This window comes from Aeromonas sp. R5-1, assembly GCF_040908265.1.
Classification (GTDB): Bacteria; Pseudomonadota; Gammaproteobacteria; order Enterobacterales; family Aeromonadaceae; genus Aeromonas; species Aeromonas caviae.
Genome location: NZ_JBFODJ010000003.1, coordinates 1 through 17934, shown reverse-complemented (window position 1 = coordinate 17934; position 17934 = coordinate 1). Strand labels below are relative to the sequence as shown.

The following is a 17934-nucleotide window of genomic DNA, read 5'->3' as shown; positions in this document are numbered from 1 at the left end:
TCAAAGTGATAAAGCGCATGGCATATGGATTTAGGGACTCAGAATACTTTTTTCTGAAAATCAAGGCGGCCTTCCCCGGAAAGCCGCGATGAACCCTAAATTATTGCAGTTTTATTACAAAAATTGTGACGTAGTGAGTGAACGCGCATCCAGGGTCAGCCCACGCATGGCGTGGCTTTTGGCTACTCACTAAGGAGTAATATGGCCGACAACTGTTGCTTTTCGTCACATTTTCTTAGCAATGAATGGGATCTTGCCCACATTTCCGGTGGCGAGGGTATGGTGAATTGACGCAGAAGGTTTATTTTCTCTCTCGTCCAAGAACGAGCGCAAACGAGCATAACGTTTGCGCAAGCTCAAAAAACAAGAAGAAACGTTTTCGGGCGCAATGAATGGGAATGAAAGATAACAAAACGGAACATCAAACCTACTGTGGGTGGATATAAGGAATAACAACTATGAGCATACAAAGACCCAATACCCTGCTTGGCGAGTGCCTCGCCGAGTTTATCGGCACCGGCCTGCTGATCTTCTTCGGCGTCGGCTGCGTGGCCGCCCTGGTGCTGGCTGGCGCCAACTTCGGGCAATGGGAAATCTCCATTACCTGGGGCCTGGGTGTCGCCATCGCCATCTATGTCACCGGTGGCATCTCCGGTGCCCACCTCAACCCTGCCGTGACCCTGGCGCTGATGACCTTCTGCGGCTTTGACAAGCGCAAGGTGGTGCCCTTCATCATCGCCCAGATAGCCGGGGCATTCGCCTCCGCCGCCCTGGTCTACGCCCTCTACAGCAACCTGTTCACCCAGTGGGAGCTGACCCACAACGTGGTGCGCGGCAGCGTCGAGAGCCTCGGCACCGCAGGCATCTTCTCCACCTACCCCAATGCCCTGCTCTCCAACATGCAGGCTTTCGCGGTCGAGATGGTGATCACCGCCGTCCTGATGCTGGGCATCATGGCACTGGGTGACAACAACAACGGCGCCCCCAAAGGCTTCGCCGCCGCCCTGCTCATCGGTATCCTGATCGCGGTGATCGGCGCCTCCCTCGGCCCCTTGACCGGCTTTGCCATGAACCCGGCCCGTGATTTCGGCCCCAAACTGTTCGCCTTCGTGGCTGGCTGGGGTGACGTGGCCCTGACCGGTGGTCGTGACAACCCCTACTTCTGGGTCCCCATCCTTGGCCCCATCGTCGGCGCCCAGATCGGTACCGCCCTGTATGTGAAAGTGCTGGCTCCCTGCGTCCCGGGCAACCGCTTCGCCACCGAAGAAGCCGCCAAGCTGTCTAACAAAGAAGAGGCCGCCGCCTGAGAGCGGCCCTCCCCAACGTGTAACAACGTGGAAAATAAAAACGTGGAGAACATCATGTCTGCTGAAAAGAAATTTGTCGTTGCGCTGGACCAGGGCACCACCTCCTCCCGTGCCATTGTCTTCGATCAGGACGCCAACATCGTCGCGACCTCCCAGCGCGAATTCACCCAGCACTACCCGAAAGCGGGCTGGGTCGAGCACGACCCCATGGAGATCTGGGCGACCCAGTCCTCCGTCTTCACCGAAGTGCTGGCCAAGAGCGGCCTGCACAGCGAGCAGATCGCCGCCATCGGCATCACCAACCAGCGTGAAACCACAGTGGTATGGGAAAAGGCCACCGGCAAACCCATCTACAACGCCATCGTCTGGCAGTGCCGCCGCACCGCGGCCATCTGCGAAGAGCTCAAGGCCCGGGGCCTTGAAGAGTACGTTCGCGAAAACACCGGCCTGGTGCTGGATGCCTACTTCTCCGGTACCAAGGTGAAGTGGATCCTGGACAACGTGGAAGGTGCCCGGGAGAAGGCAATGAACGGCGAGCTGCTGTTCGGCACCATCGACACCTGGCTGGTGTGGAAGATGACCAACGGGGAAGTGCACGTCACCGACCCGACCAACGCCTCGCGCACCATGCTCTACAACATCCGCGACCTGAAGTGGGATGAGCGCATGCTGGACGAGCTGGGTATCCCCGCCTCCATGCTGCCGCAAGTCAAACCCTCCTCCGAGGTCTATGGCTACACCACCCGTGGCGGCGGCGCCCGCATCCCCATCGCCGGTATCGCCGGTGACCAGCAGTCCGCCCTGTTCGGCCAGCTCTGCTTCGAAAAAGGGATGGCCAAGAACACCTACGGTACCGGCTGCTTCATGCTGATGAACACCGGCACCGAGCCGGTTCGCTCCAGCAACGGCCTGCTGACCACGGTCGCCATCGGCCCGAAAGGGGAAGTGAACTACGCACTGGAAGGGGCGGTCTTCATGGGCGGTGCCACCATCCAGTGGCTGCGCGATGAGCTCAAGATCATCCACGATGCCCGCGATACCGACTACTTCGCGAGCAAGGTAGGCGACACCAACGGCGTCTACCTGGTGCCGGCCTTCGTGGGCCTGGGCGCCCCCTACTGGGATCCGTATGCTCGCGGCACCATGGTCGGCCTGACCCGTGGCGCCAACCGCAACCACATCATCCGTGCGGCGCTCGAATCCATCGCCTACCAGAGCCGCGACGTGCTGGATGCCATGCAGCAGGACTCCGGCATCAAGCTGGCAGCCCTGAAGGTGGATGGCGGCGCCGTGGCCAACGACTTCCTGATGCAGTTCCAGGCTGACATGATGCACACCCCTGTGGTGCGTCCGACCCGCATCGAGACCACCGCCATGGGCGCCGCCTTCCTGGCCGGCCTCGCCGTGGGCTTCTGGAAGAGCTCTGAAGAGCTGGAAGACAAGTTCAGCGTGGACCGCGAGTTCATTCCGCAGATGGACCGCGACGATCGCGCCAAGCGCTACAGCGGCTGGAAGAAGGCGGTGGAACGCTCACGCCGCTGGGCCGAAGAGGAGTGATGGGGTAACCAACGCGTCCTTGAGATGAAAAAAGCAAAGAGGCCGACAGCGATGTCGGCCTCTTTTTATTGGCGAGCACGACTGTTCTGACCGCCCCCGACCCCAACCCTTCCCTTGCCAAGGGGTGGGAGAAAATGACCCCTCCCCCTCGTGGAGGGGGTTGGAACTGTCGACATGCCCTCTACAACGCCTCAGCACCGAGCTGCTCTTTCAGGAAATCGAGCCAGACCCGCAGCCGGATGTCCCGCTGGGCATCGGAGTAGAAGACCGCATGGATGGGGCGCGAGGCGCCGCTGTTGCTGCGGGCCAGCACCTCCACCAGCGCCCCGCTCGCCCTGTCATCCCCCGTCATGAAGTCCGACAGGCAGACGATCCCCTGCCCCGCCAGCGCCAGCTGACGCAAGGTTTCCCCGCTGCTGGCCCGCAGGGTCGGGGTGATGGCGAACCTGTCCCCCTGCTCCTCGCTCAATAGGGGCCAATGATTGAGGTGATCGGGGTGCAAAAAACCGAGCAGCTCGTGGCCAGCCAGCAAGTCAGCCGGCTGGCGCGGGGTACCGCGTGCCTTCAGATAGTCGGGGGAGGCCAGCAGCCGCAGCCGCGAGCGGCCAAGGGGCAGGGCCCGCAGGGAGGAGTCCGTCAGCTCGCCGATGCGAATGGCCATGTCCACCCGCCGCTCCATCAGGTTGATGAAGCCCTCGGAGCTGTGCAGTTGCAGCTCGATGGCGGGATAGCGGCGGCGAAACTCGCCGATGATGGGCACCAATCTATGCAGGATGAAGGGGGTGGCGGCGTCCACCCGCAATATGCCCTCCGGCTGCTCCCGGCGCATCAGCAGCAACCCTTCCGCCTCGCTCATCTCGGTCAGGATCTTCACCGCCCGCTGATAGAACCAGCTCCCCTCCTCGGTCAGGCTGACCCGGCGGGTGGTGCGGTTGAGGAGCACGGTGGCGAGCTTCTCTTCGAGACGCTTGATACCGCGGCTCACCACGGAATTATCCATGCCGAGATTCTCCGCCGCCTGGCGAAAGCTGCCCGCCTCCACCACCGCCACAAACAGGGTCAATTCATCGGAATGGGTCTTCATTGTTGTCATCCTGGCAAGAGTAATGGGTCTTTATAGGTGCAATGGCCGGGAGTTGGCAAGACAGGCGTCGCTTCATATCGTGACGCACCACCTGTTTTATCTGCGCCATTGCCAGTACAATGCCGCCAACCGGCACCGTATGGCGCCACACCATGACAGGGACGATCCATGACATTCGACAACAGGTTGGCCGCCGCCCATCGGGAGCTGGCCGAAAAGGGCGTGCAAACGCTCAACTACAACCCGCCGATCATCTGGCTGCTGCGAAAGGCGGGGTTCACCATCAGGCCGCCCCACTACGAACGCTTTCTGATCAACGTTCTTGCCCTGGGACTCCCCATCGGCGCTATCTGGGGGGTGTTGATGTGGTGCCTCGGCTGGCAGGATGAGGTGAGCCTGGGGTTTGCCCTGCGCCAGAGCCTGCTGTTTGGCATAGGGCTCGGTCTGCTGATGGGGACCTGGCTCTGGTTTCGGCGCAAGCAGCTCAAGCTGACCCCCTGGGACGCCTTGCCCCACTCCACGAGCCCCACGCAAAAACGCTGGCAACCGAAATAATCACCGACAAGGAGAGCCCATGACCAAGGCCCATGAAAAACTGAACTATGTGGAGTTCGCGGCCAGGGAGCTTGCCGCCACCAAGGCCTTCTTCACCGCCGCCTTTGGCTGGCAGTTTGCCGACTACGGCCCCGATTATTGCGCCTTCGAAGGGGAAGGGCTGGATGGCGGCTTCTACCGCGCCGATCTGTGCAGCCAGAGTGCTCAGGGCGGGGCGCTCCTGGTGTTCTACAGCGCCGATATCGAGGCGACCCAGAGCAAGGTAGCCGGCGCAGGGGGCACCATAGTGCGCCCCCTGTTTGACTTCCCCGGTGGCCGCCGCTTTCACTTTGTCGAGCCCAGCGGCAATGAATTTGCGGTCTGGTCCGAACCGGCCAGCGCCCGATAATACTCCGCCCTCCCCCTGGCCCACCTGCACCACGACCAGCCATGGGGAGGCCACATTGCTGCACTCACCTCAATAGTGTTTTGCGACTGCTGCCCTGTATCCCCCAGTCTGAGGCGGGCATACTGACTCCCGTCTTAACGAGGAGGTTCAGATGCCATCCCCCCTGATCGTGATTGCCCAGCTTGACGCCAAACCCGAATTCGCCGCCCAGTTTCGCGCTGCCCTCGAGCCGCTGATCGCCGCTACCCTGCAAGAGCCAGGGTGCCTTCGCTACCAGTTGCATCAGAGCCTGGAGAGCCCCCATAGCTGGATGCTGTACGAGGAGTGGGAGAGTGAAGCAGCCCTCAGCGCCCACCAGCAGCAGCCCCATTTTCTCGCCTTCGTGGTCGACACCCAGGAGTGGTTTGCCAGCAGCCTGGTGCGCCGCTATCACAGGGTCTGAGGCTGCCGGCGCCCTCCCCGCCGGATCTGCACCGCAGGCCCGGCAAACAGACAAAGCATTGAGCGTAGAAACACTAACCTGAGGAATTTGATGATGAAGATGCCCAACCTGGGTCTTGGAACCTTCCGCCTGAAAGATCAGCCACTTCGCGACTCCCTGCTCCAGGGGCTGGAACTTGGCTACCGCCATATCGACACCGCCCAGATCTATGACAACGAGGCCGAAGTCGGCCAGTTGATGAGCGAGAGTGGCGTGCCCCGCCAGGATATTTACCTGACCACCAAGGTGTGGACCAGCGAGTTCGGTCCGGGCAAGGTGATCCCGAGCCTGGAAGTGAGCCTGGAAAAACTCAGCACCGACTATCTGGATCTGGCGCTCATTCACTGGCCCTCCCCCCAGGATGAGGTGCCGATGGCGGTCTATCTGGAGCAGCTCGCCGAGGCCAAAGCCCGGGGCCTGACCCGGGAGATCGGGGTCTCCAACTTCACCGTGGCCCAGCTTAAAGAAGCCATCAAGATTTTGGGGCCGGGCGCCATCGCCCACCAGCAGGTGGAGATCCACCCCCTGCTGCAAAACCGCAAGGTGGTGGAGTTCTGCCAGGCCCACGGCATCGCCATCACCGCCTATATGCCACTCGCCTATGGCAAGGTGCTCACCGAGCCGCTGCTGATGGAGATCGGCAAGCGCCACGGCGTCTCGGCAGCCCAGGTGTCCCTGGCCTGGCTGCTGGCCCAGGGCATGACGGTGATCCCGAGCTCTACCAAACGGGAGAATCTGGCCGCCAACCTGGCTGCGCTGAAGGTGCAACTCAGTCGCGATGAGATGGCCGCCATCGCCACCCTGGATCGGGGTGAGCGCTGCGCCAACCCGGACTTTGCGCCGAATTGGGATTAAACCATGGCCTCTCGATTTGGCGGTGGATAGCGGCGACCCTCACGAACAGACTGCAACCACGGGCTATCCCCTCTCCCTATGGGAGAGGGTGAGGGCAGGCTCTTCTATTCAGGTCATCAGGCCTTCAACCAGATAGCCCCCTCATCCCCAGCCCTTCTCCCGCAAGGGGAGAAGGGAGCAAAGAAAACCCGACACCATCGACGAGAACCTGAGCGGGAGGCACTGTGCCTCCCGTTTTTTTGTCTCAATACCGGGCGCGACTGCCACCTTCCCTTGCCCTTTCCTCTTTGTGCCCCTGCCTTTTTGTCCCCAGCTTCCTCTATACGCCTTGCCTCTATACGCCTTGCCTCTACAGGCTTTGCCTCTGCATTCACTTGTGCTGCATGGCCGTGTGTGTCTCGCGGCCTCGCCCACTCCCGGAACCCCATTTCACGGCCCCATTGCTGCTGATTTGGCAAAAGTAATTTGACGTTGCCGTCATTTTTACCAACAAACACCCTCGGCATACTGGCGCCATTCTCCCGTCGGGAGTCCCAATCCAAGGAGTTGTTATGCCACTGGCGTTATTTGCCCTCACTTTAAGTGCCTTTGCCATAGGCACCACCGAATTCGTGATCGTGGGGCTCATCCCCACCATCGCCGAGCAGCTCAATGTCTCGCTCCCCTCGGCAGGCCTCCTGGTCAGCCTCTATGCCCTTGGGGTGGCCATCGGCGCCCCCGTGCTCACGGCGCTTACCGGCAAGCTGCCGCGCAAGTGGCTGCTGGTGGGGCTGATGGCCCTCTTCACCGTCGGCAACCTGCTGGCCTGGCAGGCCCCCGGGTACGAGAGCCTGATTGTGGCCCGCATCCTCACCGGGCTGGCCCACGGGGTCTTCTTCTCGGTAGGCAGCACCATCGCCACGGGTCTCGTGGCCAAAGAGAAGGCGGCCAGCGCCATCGCCATCATGTTCAGCGGCCTCACGGTCGCCCTGGTGACCGGCGTCCCGCTTGGCACCTGGATTGGTCAGGTCTTCGGCTGGCGCGAGACCTTCCTGGTGGTGAGCCTGCTCGGCCTCGTCGCCATGGTGGGCAGCATGCTGCTGGTACCGGGGAACCTGCCGAAGGGGGCCGCCTCCAGCGTTCGCGAGCAGCTCTCGGTGCTCACCAGGAAGCCCTTGTTGCTGGTCTACGCCAAGACGGCGCTCGGTTACGGCGGTGCCTTCACGGCGTTTACCTTCCTCGCCCCCATCCTGCAACAGGTGAGCGGCTTTAGCGCCGGCGCGGTCAGCCTCATTCTGCTGGTGTACGGGGTATCGGTCGCCGTCGGCAATATCTGGGGCGGCAAGCTCGCTGACCGGATGGGCCCATTGCCCGCGCTGAAGCTGCTGTTCGCCGGGCTCGCCGTGGTGCTGCTGGTGCTCACCTTCACCGCACCGCACCCGGTGCTGGCGGTACTCACCGTGCTGGTGTGGGGCGCCTTCGCCTTTGGCAACGTGCCGGGTCTGCAGGTACTGGTGGTGAAACAGGCCGAGCGCCACACCCCCAATGCCGTGGATGTGGCCTCCGGCCTCAACATCGCCGCCTTCAACGTCGGCATTGCGCTGGGCTCCGTGGTCGGCGGTTTCGTGGTGGAGCACCTCGGCCTGATGCACACCCCCTGGATTGGCGCCCTCATCGTCCTGCTGGCCTACGGCCTCACCCATGTCAGCGAAGCGGGCGAGCGCCGCGCCGCCCTTGCCTGACCCCGGGCAAGCAAAAGGCCGACACCCTGTGTCGGCCTTTTTCATGGGCAAGATGCGAGGCTCAGGGCTCCTTGAGATCCTCATCGGCAGCCCAGCGCGCCTCCAGCCAGAGCAGGTTGACCAGCCCGCAGAGCAAGGCGAACCCCAGCCCCAGCAACCAGGTGAAATACCACATATCGCGTTGATCCTTGTGTTGAAGCGGATTAGTAGAGGCTGTGGCCGTGCTGGCGCACCTGTTCGGCGCTGACCCTGCCGCGCACCACCCGATAGACCCAGAGGGTGTAGCCGATGTTGACCGGCATCAGTACTCCGACGATCCCCAGCATGATAAGCAGGGTGCGCTCGCTGGAGGTGCTGTCCCACAGGGTCAGGCTGCTGGCCGGATCCAGGGACGAGGGCAGCACGAAGGGGAAGAGCGCGATGGCCACGGTCAGCATCATGGCGGCGCAGGCACCGCCGCTGGCAACGAGAGCCAGCCCGGACTTGCCGAGGCGGCTTGCCAGCGCGCACACCAGGGGCAGCAGGAGCCCGAGCACAGGCACGGCCCAGAGCACCGGATGGGCGACAAAGTTGCCAAGCCAGCCCGCCGACACCGCCACCACCTCTTTCATCAGCGGAGTGAGGGCGCCGTTGAGATCGCCGATGGCCGTGATGCGATACCCCGCCATCTCCCCAAGCCAGACGCCGCCAAGGGCAAAGAGGGCGCTCGCCAGGGGGCCGAGCCAGAGGGCGAGGCGGGCGCTGCGCACCGCTATGGCTCCCTGGGTCTTGCACTGCAGGAAGCTGGCACCGTGTAGCAAGAGCAGCGCCAGCGCCGTCCCCATGGCGGTCAACAGCAGCGGCCAGTGGAACGCAAAGGCGCCATAGTGGATACGAAGGGCCGCATCGAAGCGAAACGGCAGCCCTTGCAACACCAGGCCAAGGGTGGCACCAAACACCAGGGTCGGCAGCAGACCGCCCACCACCAGGGCGCGATCCCACCAGCGGCGCCAGACCGGGTCCGGCAGCTTGCTGCGATAGTCAAAGCCCACCGGGCGCAAAAAGAGGCCGAACAGCAGGAACATGAAGGGCACGTAAAGCGCCGAGAAGGCGGCGGCATAGACCAGGGGCCAGGCGGCAAACAGGGTGCCGGCACCGGCGATGAGCCACACCTGGTTGCCCTCCCACACCGGCCCTACGCTGTTGAGCAGCACCCGCCGCTCGTCATCCGTCTTGCCGACCACGGGCAGCAGCATGCCGACCCCGAGATCGAAGCCATCCATCACCACGAAGCCGACCAGCAGGAAGAGCACCAGCCCCCACCAGATCACTTTCAGGGTTTCGTAATCCATCAGGCAGGACTCCCGTTTTGCAACACTTCACCTTGATAACGACCCGTCTGCAGGCTGGCAGGCCCTTTGCGGATCACATGACGCAACAAGAACAACTCCACCACCAGCAGGCTGCTGTAGATGAGGAAGATGGCGATGAGGCTGAACCAGAGCTGCCCCGGTTGCAGCAGGGAGACGGAGGCCGACACCGGCAGCACGTCGCTGATGGTCCAGGGCTGGCGACCGAACTCCGCCACGAACCAGCCCGCCTCGATGGCAATCCAGGGTAGCGGAATAGACCAGAGCAGGGCCCTGAGCAGCCGCGGGGATTGCACCAGCCTGCCCCGGCACAGTTGCAGGAAGGCGGCGGCAAAGAGCGCCAGCAGCGCCACGCCGATGCCCACCATCAGGCGAAAGCTCCAGAACAGCGGCGCCACTTGGGGGATGGAGTCCTCCACCGCCTTGGCGATGGCCCCCTCGTCCGCCTTGCCAATCTCCTTGGTATAGGGGGTGAGCAAGAGGCCGTAGCCCAGATCGCTGCGGTGGCGCTCGAAGGTGGCGCGGGCCGCCTGGTTGCTGCCATCTGCCCGCATCGCTTCGAGCGCCTCGTGGGCCAGCATGCCGCTGCGAATGCGCACCTCGTGCTGCGCTTTCAGATCTTTGAGGCCCGTCACCTGCTCATCCAGGGAGCGGGTGGCGATGATGCCCATCAGATAGGGTATCTTGATGGCCGCGTGGGTGGTCTCGGCACGCTGATCCGGCAGGCCGAACAGGGTGAAAGAAGCCGGGGCGGGCTCCGTCTCCCACTCCGCCTCGATGGCGGCGAGCTTGACCTTCTGCACCTCCCCCGAGCGATAGCCCGACTCGTCCCCGAGCACGATGACAGAGAGGATGGCCGCGAGGCCAAAACCCGAGGCGATGGCAAAGGATCGCAGGGCGAAGCGCACCTCCATGCCGCGCAGCAGATACCAGCTGCTCACCCCCATCACGAACAGGGAGGCCGCCACATAGCCCGCCGCCACCGTATGGACGAACTTGACCTGGGCCACCGGGTTGAAGATGACCGCGGCCACATCCACCAGCTCCATGCGCATGGTCATGGGGTTGAACTCAGCGCCGACCGGGTTTTGCATCCAGCCGTTGGCGATGAGGATCCAGAGGGCGGAGAGGTTGGAGCCGAGCGCCACCAGCATGGTCACCAGCAGGTGCTGACCGCGGGAGAGCTTGTCCCAGCCGAAGAAGAAGAGGCCCACCAATGTGGATTCGAGGAAGAAGGCCATCAGCCCCTCCACCGCCAGCGGCGTGCCGAAGATATCGCCGACATAGTGGGAGTAATAGGCCCAGTTGGTCCCGAACTGGAACTCCAGGGTGATCCCGGTGGTCACCCCCATGACGAAGTTGATGCCAAACAGCTTGCCCCAGAAACGGGTGATGTCCTTGTAAATCACCTTGCCGGTCATCACGTAGGCCGACTCGGCGATCACCAGGATCCAGGACAGCCCCAGGGTGAGGGGCACAAACAGAAAGTGGAACATCGCCGTCGCCCCGAACTGTATTCGGGAGAGGCTGACCACATCATCCAGGCTTATCATGCATGACTCTCTATGTTGCATTTAACGGACAGGTTTTCGCCCGCCAAGTACACCATGGTCCATGACACCTATAACAGATGCAGTTATAGTGAAAAACACCTATAACAGTTTGGGCCCACCATGTCCCGCTACGGCCAGTTGGCAGACCAGCTGCAACAGCAGATCACGAGCGGCCTCTGGCAGCCGGGGGAGCGCATCCCCTCCATCCGCCAGAGCTGCAAGACCCACGGCCTCAGCCCCATGACGGTACTCCAGGCCTATCAGTTGCTCGAAAGCCGGGGCCTCATCCTGGCGCGGCCCCAGTCCGGCTACTACGTCAAGGCCGCGAGCACGGCCCGGCGGGAGAGCCAGCCCCAGCAGGCCCGCTACAGCGGCTCGGTGGACATCAACGATCTGGTGTTCGAGGTGCTGCAGGCGAGCAAGTCACGGGAGCTGGTGCCCCTTGGCATGGCGGTGGCGGACCCGACCCTCTTCCCCCACCCCCAGCTCGGTCGGGCCCTCGGCAGTTGCATGCGCCGCCTAGACCCCTTCAGCACGGTGGCAGATCTGCCCCCCGGCAACGAGGCACTGCGCCGCGCCATCGCCCGGCGCTACGCCGGCGAGGGGATGGCGGTGGATCCCCAGCAGATCATCATCACCACGGGGGCCATGGAGGCGCTCTCCCTCAGTCTTCAGGTGCTGACCGAGCCCGGCGACTGGGTGGTGGTGGAGTCCCCCACCTTCTACGGCGCCCTGCAGGCCATCGAGCGGCTCAAGCTCAAGGTGGTGGAGATCCCGGTGATCCCCGGGGTGGGCATCGATCTCGCCCTGCTGGAGGAGGCCCTCGCCCAGCGCCCCGTCAAGGCGTGCTGGCTGATGGGCAATGTGCAGCACCCCCTCGGTCACACCATGCCGGATGAGCACAAGCAGGCGCTGATGGGGCTGCTCAACCGCCATCAGGTCCCCCTGGTGGAGGATGACGTCTACGCGGAGCTCTATGTCGGGCGCGAGCGGCCAAGGCCCATCACCCATTGGGATGCGCGGGGAGAGAGCCTGCTGTGCGGCTCCTGGACCAAGTGTCTGGCGCCGGGCTTTCGGGTCGGCTGGGTGGTGGCGAAGCGCCACGCCGAGCGCATCCAGCGGCTGCAACTGATGTCGACCCTGTCGACCAATGTGCCCAGTCAGCTGGCGCTGGCAGACATGTTGCGCCAGGGCGGGGTGGACGCCCACTTTCGCCGCCTGCGCCACACCCTGGCCCAGCGCCAGCAGCAGATGCGGGCAGCCCTGATGCGCCTCTTCCCCGAGGCGCGTATCTCCAACCCCGATGGTGGCTACTTTCTCTGGCTCGAATTTGACGCCCGCCTCGATGGCAGGGCGCTCTATGCCAGCGCCATCGAGCAGGGGGTCTCCATCGCCCCCGGGGCCCTCTTCTCCAGCCAGGGCCAGCACAACCACTGCCTGCGCCTCAACAGCTCCCATCCCTGGAGCCCGCAACTGGACGCGGCGCTCAACCGGCTTGCGGGCCTCATCGCCCGGCAACGGGAAACCTGGCAGAGCCCCCCAGACGCCTCACACGACAAGGGCCCGTAACGGGCCCTTTTGCAAGCGAATGCGCCTTACCTGGCCATGGTCTGTGACTGGGCCTTGAAACCCAGTCGCTCGTAGAGGGCCCTGGCCCGCTCGTTGAAAGCCATCACCTCCAGGCGCAGCTGGCTTGCGCCCCGCGCCTTGCCCCACTGGTCCCCGTGGGCGATCAGCGCCCGGCCGATGCCCCGGGAGCGCAGCCCCTCATCCACCACCACGGTCGTGATGCGGCAGACGGGCAGCTTGCTGAGAAAGGGGACGCTCTCGTTGAGGTCGATGCGGGCGGTGAGAAAACCCGCCACCTCCCCCGCCACCACCGCCACGCAGAAAAGACGCGCCTCGTCGGCTATGGCGCCGAGCAAGAAGGCCCTGTCCTCCGGGGACGGGGGGCAGAACACCTCGGGCACCTGCTCGAAGTGGAGCTGACCTATCTGCCGGTTCAGGGCCAGAATGGCGTCGATATCCTGTTCAGTTGCCTTGCGAATGTCCACTTGATGCTCCTTGCAGTGAGGGTCGCCAGCGAGGAAAGAGGCTCGGCGGTCACCCTTTGGAACCCGCATCTTATCGGCTCGTCACGGCAATCAACAGCCCCCCGGCAACGACAAGGCCCCATAACGGGGCCTTGTGCATCCGCTGACTCCCGGGCTCAGCCCGGCGCCCCCAGCTGGGCAACCTGGCGCTCTATGCTCCCCTTGAGGTTGTCATCCAGCTTCAAGGCCCGCGCCAGCTCGTCCAGATAGCCGCGCTCCATGAAGTGATCCACCTCGATGGTGAGGAGAGAGGCGAGGTAGACCTCGGTCGCCAGCTCCATGTCGGTCACTTCTCGCGCCAGGACATGGGGGTCGAGGGGGCGGGAGAGCTCGGCGTCAATCCAGCGGGCCGCATCCCGCTCCCCCTGTTCGGTCAGGTACTCCTGGATCTTCTGGCGCTCGGCGGCATCGATGTGGCCGTCGGCCCGGGCTGCCGCCACCATGGCGCGCACCAGCAGGTTGGCGCGGGCATCCAAGGCCTTGCCCTCCAGGGTGTCAAGGGGCTGGGTCGGCTGGGCCGGGGTGGACTGCTGTGTCTGCCAGTCCTGATAGAGCTTGTAGGCCAGCCCCCCGAGGGCTGCCGCCCCCCCCACCGCCGCCACCTTGGTGCCATATTTGCGCATCTTCTTGTTGCCAAGCAGCAGCGCCATGGCCCCGGCGGCCAATCCCCCCTGCGCCATGCCCTTCATCTGGGCCTTGCGCGTGTCACCACCGTCGTTGAGCCAGCCCTTGCCAGCTCCCATCAATTGCTCCAGCATCTGTTTCATGGGGCCTCCTCCCTCGCGTGATGAGTCATGCTGGGCCGCCTGCGCTGAACTCAAGGTGAATGACGACGCAGACAAGAAGAGGCGCTGGTTGGATCAGTGCAGGCCCCGACCGCTGCTATTGTCCCCGGGGGACAGCCAAGGAGTCCCCCCTTGCCTCGACATAAGGAAGTACCATGAGCGCCCGTGAACTGACCCTGCAATTTCTCGCCGAACCCGCCGATGTCAACTTTGGCGGCAAAGTCCATGGCGGCATGGTGATGAAGTGGATTGACCAGGCCGGCTACGCCTGCGCCGCCGGCTGGTGTGGCGGCTATGCCGTCACCGTCTATGTGGGGGGCATCCGCTTCTTGCGCCCCATCCAGATAGGCCAGCTGGTGGAGGTACACGCCAAGGTGATCCACACCGGCACCACCAGCATGCACCTGGCGGTGGATGTCTACAGCCGCCACCCCACCGACCCGGAGCGGCGCAAGACCACCCACTGCATCATCATCTTCGTGGCCATGGACGAGCATGGCAAACCCACCCCGGTGCCCCAGTGGCAGCCGGTGAGCGAGAGCGATCTGCAGTTGCAGCAGTACGCCAAAAAGCTGATGGCCCTGCGCGAGGAGCTGGACAAGGAGATGCGCCAGCACATGTGACCCGTCCCGCCCCGGGCAGCCGGGGCGTGTCTTCGCGCCGCCGGGCGCTATAATGGCGACCACCCTTGCCCTTGAGAACCCAAGATGTCTCTGGAAAATGCCCCCCCCGAGGTCCAGCTCGCGGTGGATCTGATTGAACTGCTGGAAACCAACCACATCGCCCCCGCGCTGGCCCTGGCGGCACTCGCCATCGTTCGCCGGGATTATGAGCGCAAGCTCGAGGAAGGTCGGGAGGCCTGAGCGCCCCCGCAGGAGGCACCATGTCAGCCCCCATTCGCATCGAACAAGGCCGCGCCATGCTCCTCGGGGGGTTGCGCCGTCACCACCCCTTCGAGCAGGGGGACTTCGCCGGCCAGTGGCGCGACCTCAGCGCCCTGCTTCCCCTGCCGGGCCAGCTCGGGGAGCACGCCTATGGCGTCATCTGCGCCGCCACCGACACCCACTGCGAATACCTCTGCGGGGTGGAGGTCGCCACCCTGGAGGTGCTGCCTCCCGGGCTTGGCCGCATGCGCATCGCCCCCCAGACCTACGCCATCTTCTTGCATCAGGGGCATGTCGCGACCCTGCCACATACCTGGAGGCAGGCCCTGGCGTGGCTCGCGCAATCGGACTATCAATCTGCCCAGCAGCCGGATTTCGAGCGCTACGGCGCCCGCTTTGACGCCGCCACCGGCAGCGGCGAAGTGGAAATCTGGCTCGCCGTGGTGCCAAAACAGGCCCTGGCCTGACCCCTGACCGCCCGGGCTACCTCGGCCCCATCACCTCGTCACAGAGCGCGATCAGCGCCTCCCCCAGCCGGGCGAGGGGCTCGCTCGTGCCCGGCCCCTGGTGCAGGGCCAGCTCCACCGAGCGCACCGCAGGCCAGTGAGCCAGCACCACCTGATCCGGTTGCAGCAAGCGCGCCGGCAGCAGACTGACCCCGATCCCCGCGCTCACCGCCCCTTGCAGGCTGGCGAGACTGCCGCTCACGTAGGCGATGCGCCAGGGGATCCCCTCGGCATCCAGGGCGTCGGTCATCTGGCGCCGGTAGAGCCCCTCGCTTGGAAACACCACCAGAGGCAGGGGCTCGCGCCCGGCGGCGGGCCACTCCCGGCTGTCAACCCAGGCCAGGGGCTCGCGCCAGCGGGCGATGGGCTCCCCCTGGCCGCGCCCCTGCTTGATGAGGGCCAGATCCAGCTCTCCCCCTTCGAATGCCTGCCACAGGGCATGGCTGAGATCGCTTTGTACCTCCAGCCGCACCTGCGGGTGCGCGCGGGCGAAAGCGGCCAGCACCGGGGTCATGGCCCCCGCGGCAAAATCCTCCGGCACCCCGAGGCGCAGGGGGTGGCTCGCCTCGCTCACCCGCTCCCCCGCCCGGGCCAGCAGCCCCAGGATGCGGCGCGCCAGCCCGAGCAGGGTCTCCCCCTGGGCCGTGGTCACCACCTGGCGGCCGGATCGGTCGAGCAGGGTGCAACCCAGCTGCTGCTCCAGGCGGCGCATCTGCTGGCTCAGGGTGGACTGGGTGAGGTGGATACGCTCGGCGGCGCGGGTAAAGCTGCCGGTTTCGACGATGGCGACGAAGCTCTGCAGCAATTGGGGGTCCAGCAGGGGGCGCTCCATGGGCAATCTCCATTTATAAAACCACTGGAAGTCATTTTATCATTTAATTTCCAAATGATGCGGCGACCCTCTAGGCTGCTGTCCTCCCCCTTTTTGCCAGGATATGACCATGCCACCCCCTTCCCAGTCCGGTGCCCGCCTCCTCAACTCCCTCACCGCCGCCTCGGCCCCCAGCCATCAGGAGTGGCTGGAGCAGGCCCTGCACCTGGCTCTGACCCATCGCCAGCAAGGGGGGCGCCCCTTCGCCGCCCTGCTGGTGAGGGAGAACCGGCTGGTGGCGAGCGCCGTCAACCGCATGCTGGAGGCGGGGGACCCCACCCGTCACGCGGAGCTGGAAGCGCTGCGGGAAGGGAGTCGCCAGGGGCCGCTGGCAGGGGCCATCGTCTATGCCAGCGGGCACCCCTGCCCCATGTGCCTGTCGGCCCTGATGATGAACGGCATCCAGGCGGTCTACTACGCCTTTGACAACGACGATGCCGCCCCCTTCGGCTATGACAGCCGCGCGGCCTACGCGGCCCTGCGACTGCCCCTGTGCCCGCCGCCCCTGCCCCTCATCAAGCTGGCGAGCCCCATCGCGGCCGAAACCCTCTACGGTCCCCTGCCCCATGCATAAGCGCCGCCTCCCCCCGGGCAGCGGCGCCTTGCTGGTGCTGGTGATCCTCATCGCCCTCAACCTGCGCCCCTTCCTCACCGCCATCGGCCCCCTGGCCCCTCGCATCGACGCGAGGCTGGCCCTGGGGGTAGATACCCTGGCCTGGGTCACCCTGCTGCCCCTCTGGCTTATCGGGGTCGGCGTGCTGCTCACCCCGGCGCTCCTGGGTCGCACGGGCCCGCGCCCCCTGCTCGGGACGGCCCTGCTGCTGCTCGCCCTTGGCAGCGCCCTGCGCGTCGACCTGGCGAGCGGCGCCCTGCTCATCGCCAGCGCCGCCCTGTGCGGGCTGGGCTCAGCCCTGGTGCAGGGGGTGCTGCCCGGCCTCATCAAGGAGGGGTTCGCCCAAAAGGTGCCCCTGGTGATGGGGATCTTCTCCGCCTGCATGATGGGGGGCGGGGCGCTCGGGGCCGTGCTCACCCCGCGCCTTGCCGAGTATCTGGACTGGTCTCGGGCGCTGGCGCTCTGGGGCCTGCCGGTGCTGCTGGCCCTCGGCTGGCTGGCCTGGCGGGTGCCCCTGCCCGCCCCGGCCAGCACGCCCGCCCCCACCGGGGAGCAGCGGCTGCTCCCCCTGCCCCGCACCTGGCTGCTCATCGCCTGTTTTGGCATCATCAACAGCGGCTACGGCATCGTCGTGGCCTGGCTGGCCCCGGCCTACATGGCGGCGGGCTGGAGCGCCCAGCAAGGGGGCGAGCTGGTGGCCTGGCTCGCCCTGGCCCAGACCGCGAGCGGCCTTGGCCTGCCTCTGCTGGCAGCCGGTCGGCTGGACCGCCGCCCCTGGATGGCGCTGGCCATTGCCATGCAGCTGGCGGGCTTTGGCGGCCTCTGGCTCGCTCCCCAGACCGCCCCCCTGCTCTGGTGTTTGCTGTGCGGCGCCGGGCTTGGGGGGAGCTTCTCCCTCATCATGGTGATTGCGCTGGATCACCTGCCCGACCCGCGCCGGGCGGGCGCCCTCTGCGCCCTGATGCAGGGGGTCGGCTTCATGGTGGCGGCTACCGGCCCCTGGGTGGCGGCCCGCCTGCACCATGCAAGCGGTGACTTCGCCGCCGCCTGGCAGTGGCAGCTCGGTGCCCTGGTCCTGATGAGCCTGCTGGTGGTGCGTCTCAACCCGCGCCACTACCCAGGGGCCATGGGCCTGCCCCCGAAGCAGGCCATGGCTGTGCAGACGGCAGGCCACAAGTCCGCCTGATCCGGCGAGCACCGACCTTGGGGGCCTGAAAGCACAACACCGGCCTTGGCCCAATGCTGTTCACTTAAGAGAATTTGAGTTCCAGTCCACGTAGTATCAGGACAAAAAATCGAGGGAGGCATGATGCCTCCCTCTTTCTATTGCAA

The 17934-nt window shown here is 64.9% G+C and carries 20 protein-coding genes; 13 read left to right on the top strand and 7 right to left on the bottom strand.

Annotation, left to right across the window (positions count from 1 at the left end):
* The first annotated feature begins 458 nt into the window (after window positions 1-458).
* Both AB5Y64_RS00180 and glpK read left to right on the top strand, forming a co-directional pair.
* Window positions 459-1307, top strand: coding sequence for an MIP/aquaporin family protein (locus AB5Y64_RS00180; protein ID WP_103243391.1), 849 nt, complete (start codon window positions 459-461; stop codon window positions 1305-1307).
* Window positions 1308-1361: 54 nt separating this feature from the next.
* The gene (glpK, locus tag AB5Y64_RS00175; protein ID WP_010674229.1) at window positions 1362-2864 is read left to right on the top strand and encodes a glycerol kinase GlpK; all 1503 of its coding nucleotides are present in this window, start codon (window positions 1362-1364) and stop codon (window positions 2862-2864) included.
* Window positions 2865-3045: 181 nt separating this feature from the next.
* Here the strand turns inward: glpK and AB5Y64_RS00170 are convergent, their stop codons facing one another.
* On the bottom strand, window positions 3046-3948 hold the full coding sequence (locus AB5Y64_RS00170; RefSeq protein WP_041212776.1) for a LysR family transcriptional regulator: 903 nt from the start codon (window positions 3946-3948) through the stop codon (window positions 3046-3048).
* Between the two features lie 168 nt (window positions 3949-4116).
* On the opposite strand from AB5Y64_RS00170, the gene AB5Y64_RS00165 reads away from it, so the two are divergent.
* The 5 genes from AB5Y64_RS00165 (at window position 4117) to AB5Y64_RS00145 (ending at window position 7948) form a co-directional block, all read left to right on the top strand.
* Complete coding sequence (locus tag AB5Y64_RS00165; RefSeq protein ID WP_319908961.1) at window positions 4117-4503, top strand: DUF6404 family protein; 387 nt, start codon at window positions 4117-4119, stop codon at window positions 4501-4503.
* A gap of 19 nt (window positions 4504-4522) precedes the next feature.
* Window positions 4523-4891: a VOC family protein gene (locus AB5Y64_RS00160; RefSeq protein WP_279989686.1), complete on the top strand. Its 369-nt coding sequence runs from the start codon at window positions 4523-4525 to the stop codon at window positions 4889-4891.
* A gap of 151 nt (window positions 4892-5042) precedes the next feature.
* Window positions 5043-5333, top strand: a complete 291-nt coding sequence (locus AB5Y64_RS00155) for a putative quinol monooxygenase (protein ID WP_368203016.1) — start codon at window positions 5043-5045, stop codon at window positions 5331-5333.
* Between the two features lie 90 nt (window positions 5334-5423).
* Window positions 5424-6227, top strand: a complete 804-nt coding sequence (dkgB, locus tag AB5Y64_RS00150) for a 2,5-didehydrogluconate reductase DkgB (RefSeq protein WP_049636798.1) — start codon at window positions 5424-5426, stop codon at window positions 6225-6227.
* Between the two features lie 551 nt (window positions 6228-6778).
* Window positions 6779-7948: an MFS transporter gene (locus AB5Y64_RS00145; protein WP_042865230.1), complete on the top strand. Its 1170-nt coding sequence runs from the start codon at window positions 6779-6781 to the stop codon at window positions 7946-7948.
* A 61-nt stretch (window positions 7949-8009) separates the two neighbouring features.
* Here the strand turns inward: AB5Y64_RS00145 and AB5Y64_RS00140 are convergent, their stop codons facing one another.
* Genes AB5Y64_RS00140 through AB5Y64_RS00130 form a run of 3 tightly spaced genes read right to left on the bottom strand, consistent with a single transcriptional unit; the run spans window position 8010 to window position 10850 of the window.
* A complete protein-coding gene (locus AB5Y64_RS00140; protein ID WP_010674207.1) occupies window positions 8010-8123 on the bottom strand; it encodes a CydX/CbdX family cytochrome bd oxidase small subunit in 114 nt (37 codons plus the stop codon).
* Window positions 8124-8151: 28 nt separating this feature from the next.
* A complete protein-coding gene (gene cydB / locus AB5Y64_RS00135) occupies window positions 8152-9279 on the bottom strand; it encodes a cytochrome d ubiquinol oxidase subunit II (protein WP_368203013.1) in 1128 nt (375 codons plus the stop codon).
* Window positions 9279-10850: a cytochrome ubiquinol oxidase subunit I gene (locus AB5Y64_RS00130; RefSeq protein WP_043155254.1), complete on the bottom strand. Its 1572-nt coding sequence runs from the start codon at window positions 10848-10850 to the stop codon at window positions 9279-9281. The genes cydB and AB5Y64_RS00130 overlap by 1 nt, the downstream gene beginning before the upstream one ends.
* A 120-nt stretch (window positions 10851-10970) precedes the next feature.
* Here AB5Y64_RS00130 and AB5Y64_RS00125 point away from each other — a divergent pair, with 120 nt between their 5' ends.
* The gene (locus AB5Y64_RS00125) at window positions 10971-12419 is read left to right on the top strand and encodes a PLP-dependent aminotransferase family protein (RefSeq protein WP_102948230.1); all 1449 of its coding nucleotides are present in this window, start codon (window positions 10971-10973) and stop codon (window positions 12417-12419) included.
* Between the two features lie 26 nt (window positions 12420-12445).
* Here AB5Y64_RS00125 and AB5Y64_RS00120 read toward each other — a convergent pair whose 3' ends face one another.
* A complete protein-coding gene (locus AB5Y64_RS00120; protein WP_010674203.1) occupies window positions 12446-12904 on the bottom strand; it encodes a GNAT family N-acetyltransferase in 459 nt (152 codons plus the stop codon).
* 155 nt (window positions 12905-13059) lie between these two features.
* The gene (locus AB5Y64_RS00115) at window positions 13060-13710 is read right to left on the bottom strand and encodes a tellurite resistance TerB family protein (protein WP_042015902.1); all 651 of its coding nucleotides are present in this window, start codon (window positions 13708-13710) and stop codon (window positions 13060-13062) included.
* Between the two features lie 173 nt (window positions 13711-13883).
* Between AB5Y64_RS00115 and AB5Y64_RS00110 the strand changes: the two genes are divergently transcribed.
* From AB5Y64_RS00110 to AB5Y64_RS00100, 3 genes are all read left to right on the top strand, one after another.
* On the top strand, window positions 13884-14351 hold the full coding sequence (locus tag AB5Y64_RS00110; protein ID WP_010674201.1) for an acyl-CoA thioesterase: 468 nt from the start codon (window positions 13884-13886) through the stop codon (window positions 14349-14351).
* Window positions 14352-14435: 84 nt separating this feature from the next.
* Entirely contained in the window at window positions 14436-14591 is a 156-nt protein-coding gene (rsmS, locus tag AB5Y64_RS00105) for a pleiotropic regulatory protein RsmS (protein WP_010674200.1), read from the top strand.
* Between the two features lie 20 nt (window positions 14592-14611).
* Window positions 14612-15079, top strand: coding sequence for a GyrI-like domain-containing protein (locus AB5Y64_RS00100; RefSeq protein ID WP_182721806.1), 468 nt, complete (start codon window positions 14612-14614; stop codon window positions 15077-15079).
* A 16-nt stretch (window positions 15080-15095) separates the two neighbouring features.
* On the opposite strand, the gene AB5Y64_RS00095 is transcribed toward AB5Y64_RS00100, so the two are convergent.
* Window positions 15096-15938, bottom strand: a complete 843-nt coding sequence (locus AB5Y64_RS00095; RefSeq protein ID WP_319885263.1) for a LysR substrate-binding domain-containing protein — start codon at window positions 15936-15938, stop codon at window positions 15096-15098.
* A 115-nt stretch (window positions 15939-16053) separates the two neighbouring features.
* On the opposite strand from AB5Y64_RS00095, the gene AB5Y64_RS00090 reads away from it, so the two are divergent.
* Both AB5Y64_RS00090 and AB5Y64_RS00085 read left to right on the top strand, forming a co-directional pair.
* Window positions 16054-16563: a nucleoside deaminase gene (locus AB5Y64_RS00090; protein WP_368203009.1), complete on the top strand. Its 510-nt coding sequence runs from the start codon at window positions 16054-16056 to the stop codon at window positions 16561-16563.
* Window positions 16556-17788: an MFS transporter gene (locus AB5Y64_RS00085; protein WP_368203006.1), complete on the top strand. Its 1233-nt coding sequence runs from the start codon at window positions 16556-16558 to the stop codon at window positions 17786-17788. Before AB5Y64_RS00090 ends, AB5Y64_RS00085 begins: the two co-directional genes overlap by 8 nt.
* Window positions 17789-17934: the final 146 nt, after the last annotated feature.

Coding starts and splice junctions, on each gene's coding strand:
- AB5Y64_RS00180 (WP_103243391.1), top strand. CDS start 459: ATGAGCATACAAAGACCCAATACCCTGCTTGGCGAGTGCCTCGCCGAG.
- glpK (WP_010674229.1), top strand. CDS start 1,362: ATGTCTGCTGAAAAGAAATTTGTCGTTGCGCTGGACCAGGGCACCACC.
- AB5Y64_RS00170 (WP_041212776.1), bottom strand. CDS start 3,948: ATGAAGACCCATTCCGATGAATTGACCCTGTTTGTGGCGGTGGTGGAG.
- AB5Y64_RS00165 (WP_319908961.1), top strand. CDS start 4,117: ATGACATTCGACAACAGGTTGGCCGCCGCCCATCGGGAGCTGGCCGAA.
- AB5Y64_RS00160 (WP_279989686.1), top strand. CDS start 4,523: ATGACCAAGGCCCATGAAAAACTGAACTATGTGGAGTTCGCGGCCAGG.
- AB5Y64_RS00155 (WP_368203016.1), top strand. CDS start 5,043: ATGCCATCCCCCCTGATCGTGATTGCCCAGCTTGACGCCAAACCCGAA.
- dkgB (WP_049636798.1), top strand. CDS start 5,424: ATGATGAAGATGCCCAACCTGGGTCTTGGAACCTTCCGCCTGAAAGAT.
- AB5Y64_RS00145 (WP_042865230.1), top strand. CDS start 6,779: ATGCCACTGGCGTTATTTGCCCTCACTTTAAGTGCCTTTGCCATAGGC.
- AB5Y64_RS00140 (WP_010674207.1), bottom strand. CDS start 8,123: ATGTGGTATTTCACCTGGTTGCTGGGGCTGGGGTTCGCCTTGCTCTGC.
- cydB (WP_368203013.1), bottom strand. CDS start 9,279: ATGGATTACGAAACCCTGAAAGTGATCTGGTGGGGGCTGGTGCTCTTC.
- AB5Y64_RS00130 (WP_043155254.1), bottom strand. CDS start 10,850: ATGATAAGCCTGGATGATGTGGTCAGCCTCTCCCGAATACAGTTCGGG.
- AB5Y64_RS00125 (WP_102948230.1), top strand. CDS start 10,971: ATGTCCCGCTACGGCCAGTTGGCAGACCAGCTGCAACAGCAGATCACG.
- AB5Y64_RS00115 (WP_042015902.1), bottom strand. CDS start 13,710: ATGAAACAGATGCTGGAGCAATTGATGGGAGCTGGCAAGGGCTGGCTC.
- AB5Y64_RS00110 (WP_010674201.1), top strand. CDS start 13,884: ATGAGCGCCCGTGAACTGACCCTGCAATTTCTCGCCGAACCCGCCGAT.
- rsmS (WP_010674200.1), top strand. CDS start 14,436: ATGTCTCTGGAAAATGCCCCCCCCGAGGTCCAGCTCGCGGTGGATCTG.
- AB5Y64_RS00100 (WP_182721806.1), top strand. CDS start 14,612: ATGTCAGCCCCCATTCGCATCGAACAAGGCCGCGCCATGCTCCTCGGG.
- AB5Y64_RS00090 (WP_368203009.1), top strand. CDS start 16,054: ATGACCATGCCACCCCCTTCCCAGTCCGGTGCCCGCCTCCTCAACTCC.
- AB5Y64_RS00085 (WP_368203006.1), top strand. CDS start 16,556: ATGCATAAGCGCCGCCTCCCCCCGGGCAGCGGCGCCTTGCTGGTGCTG.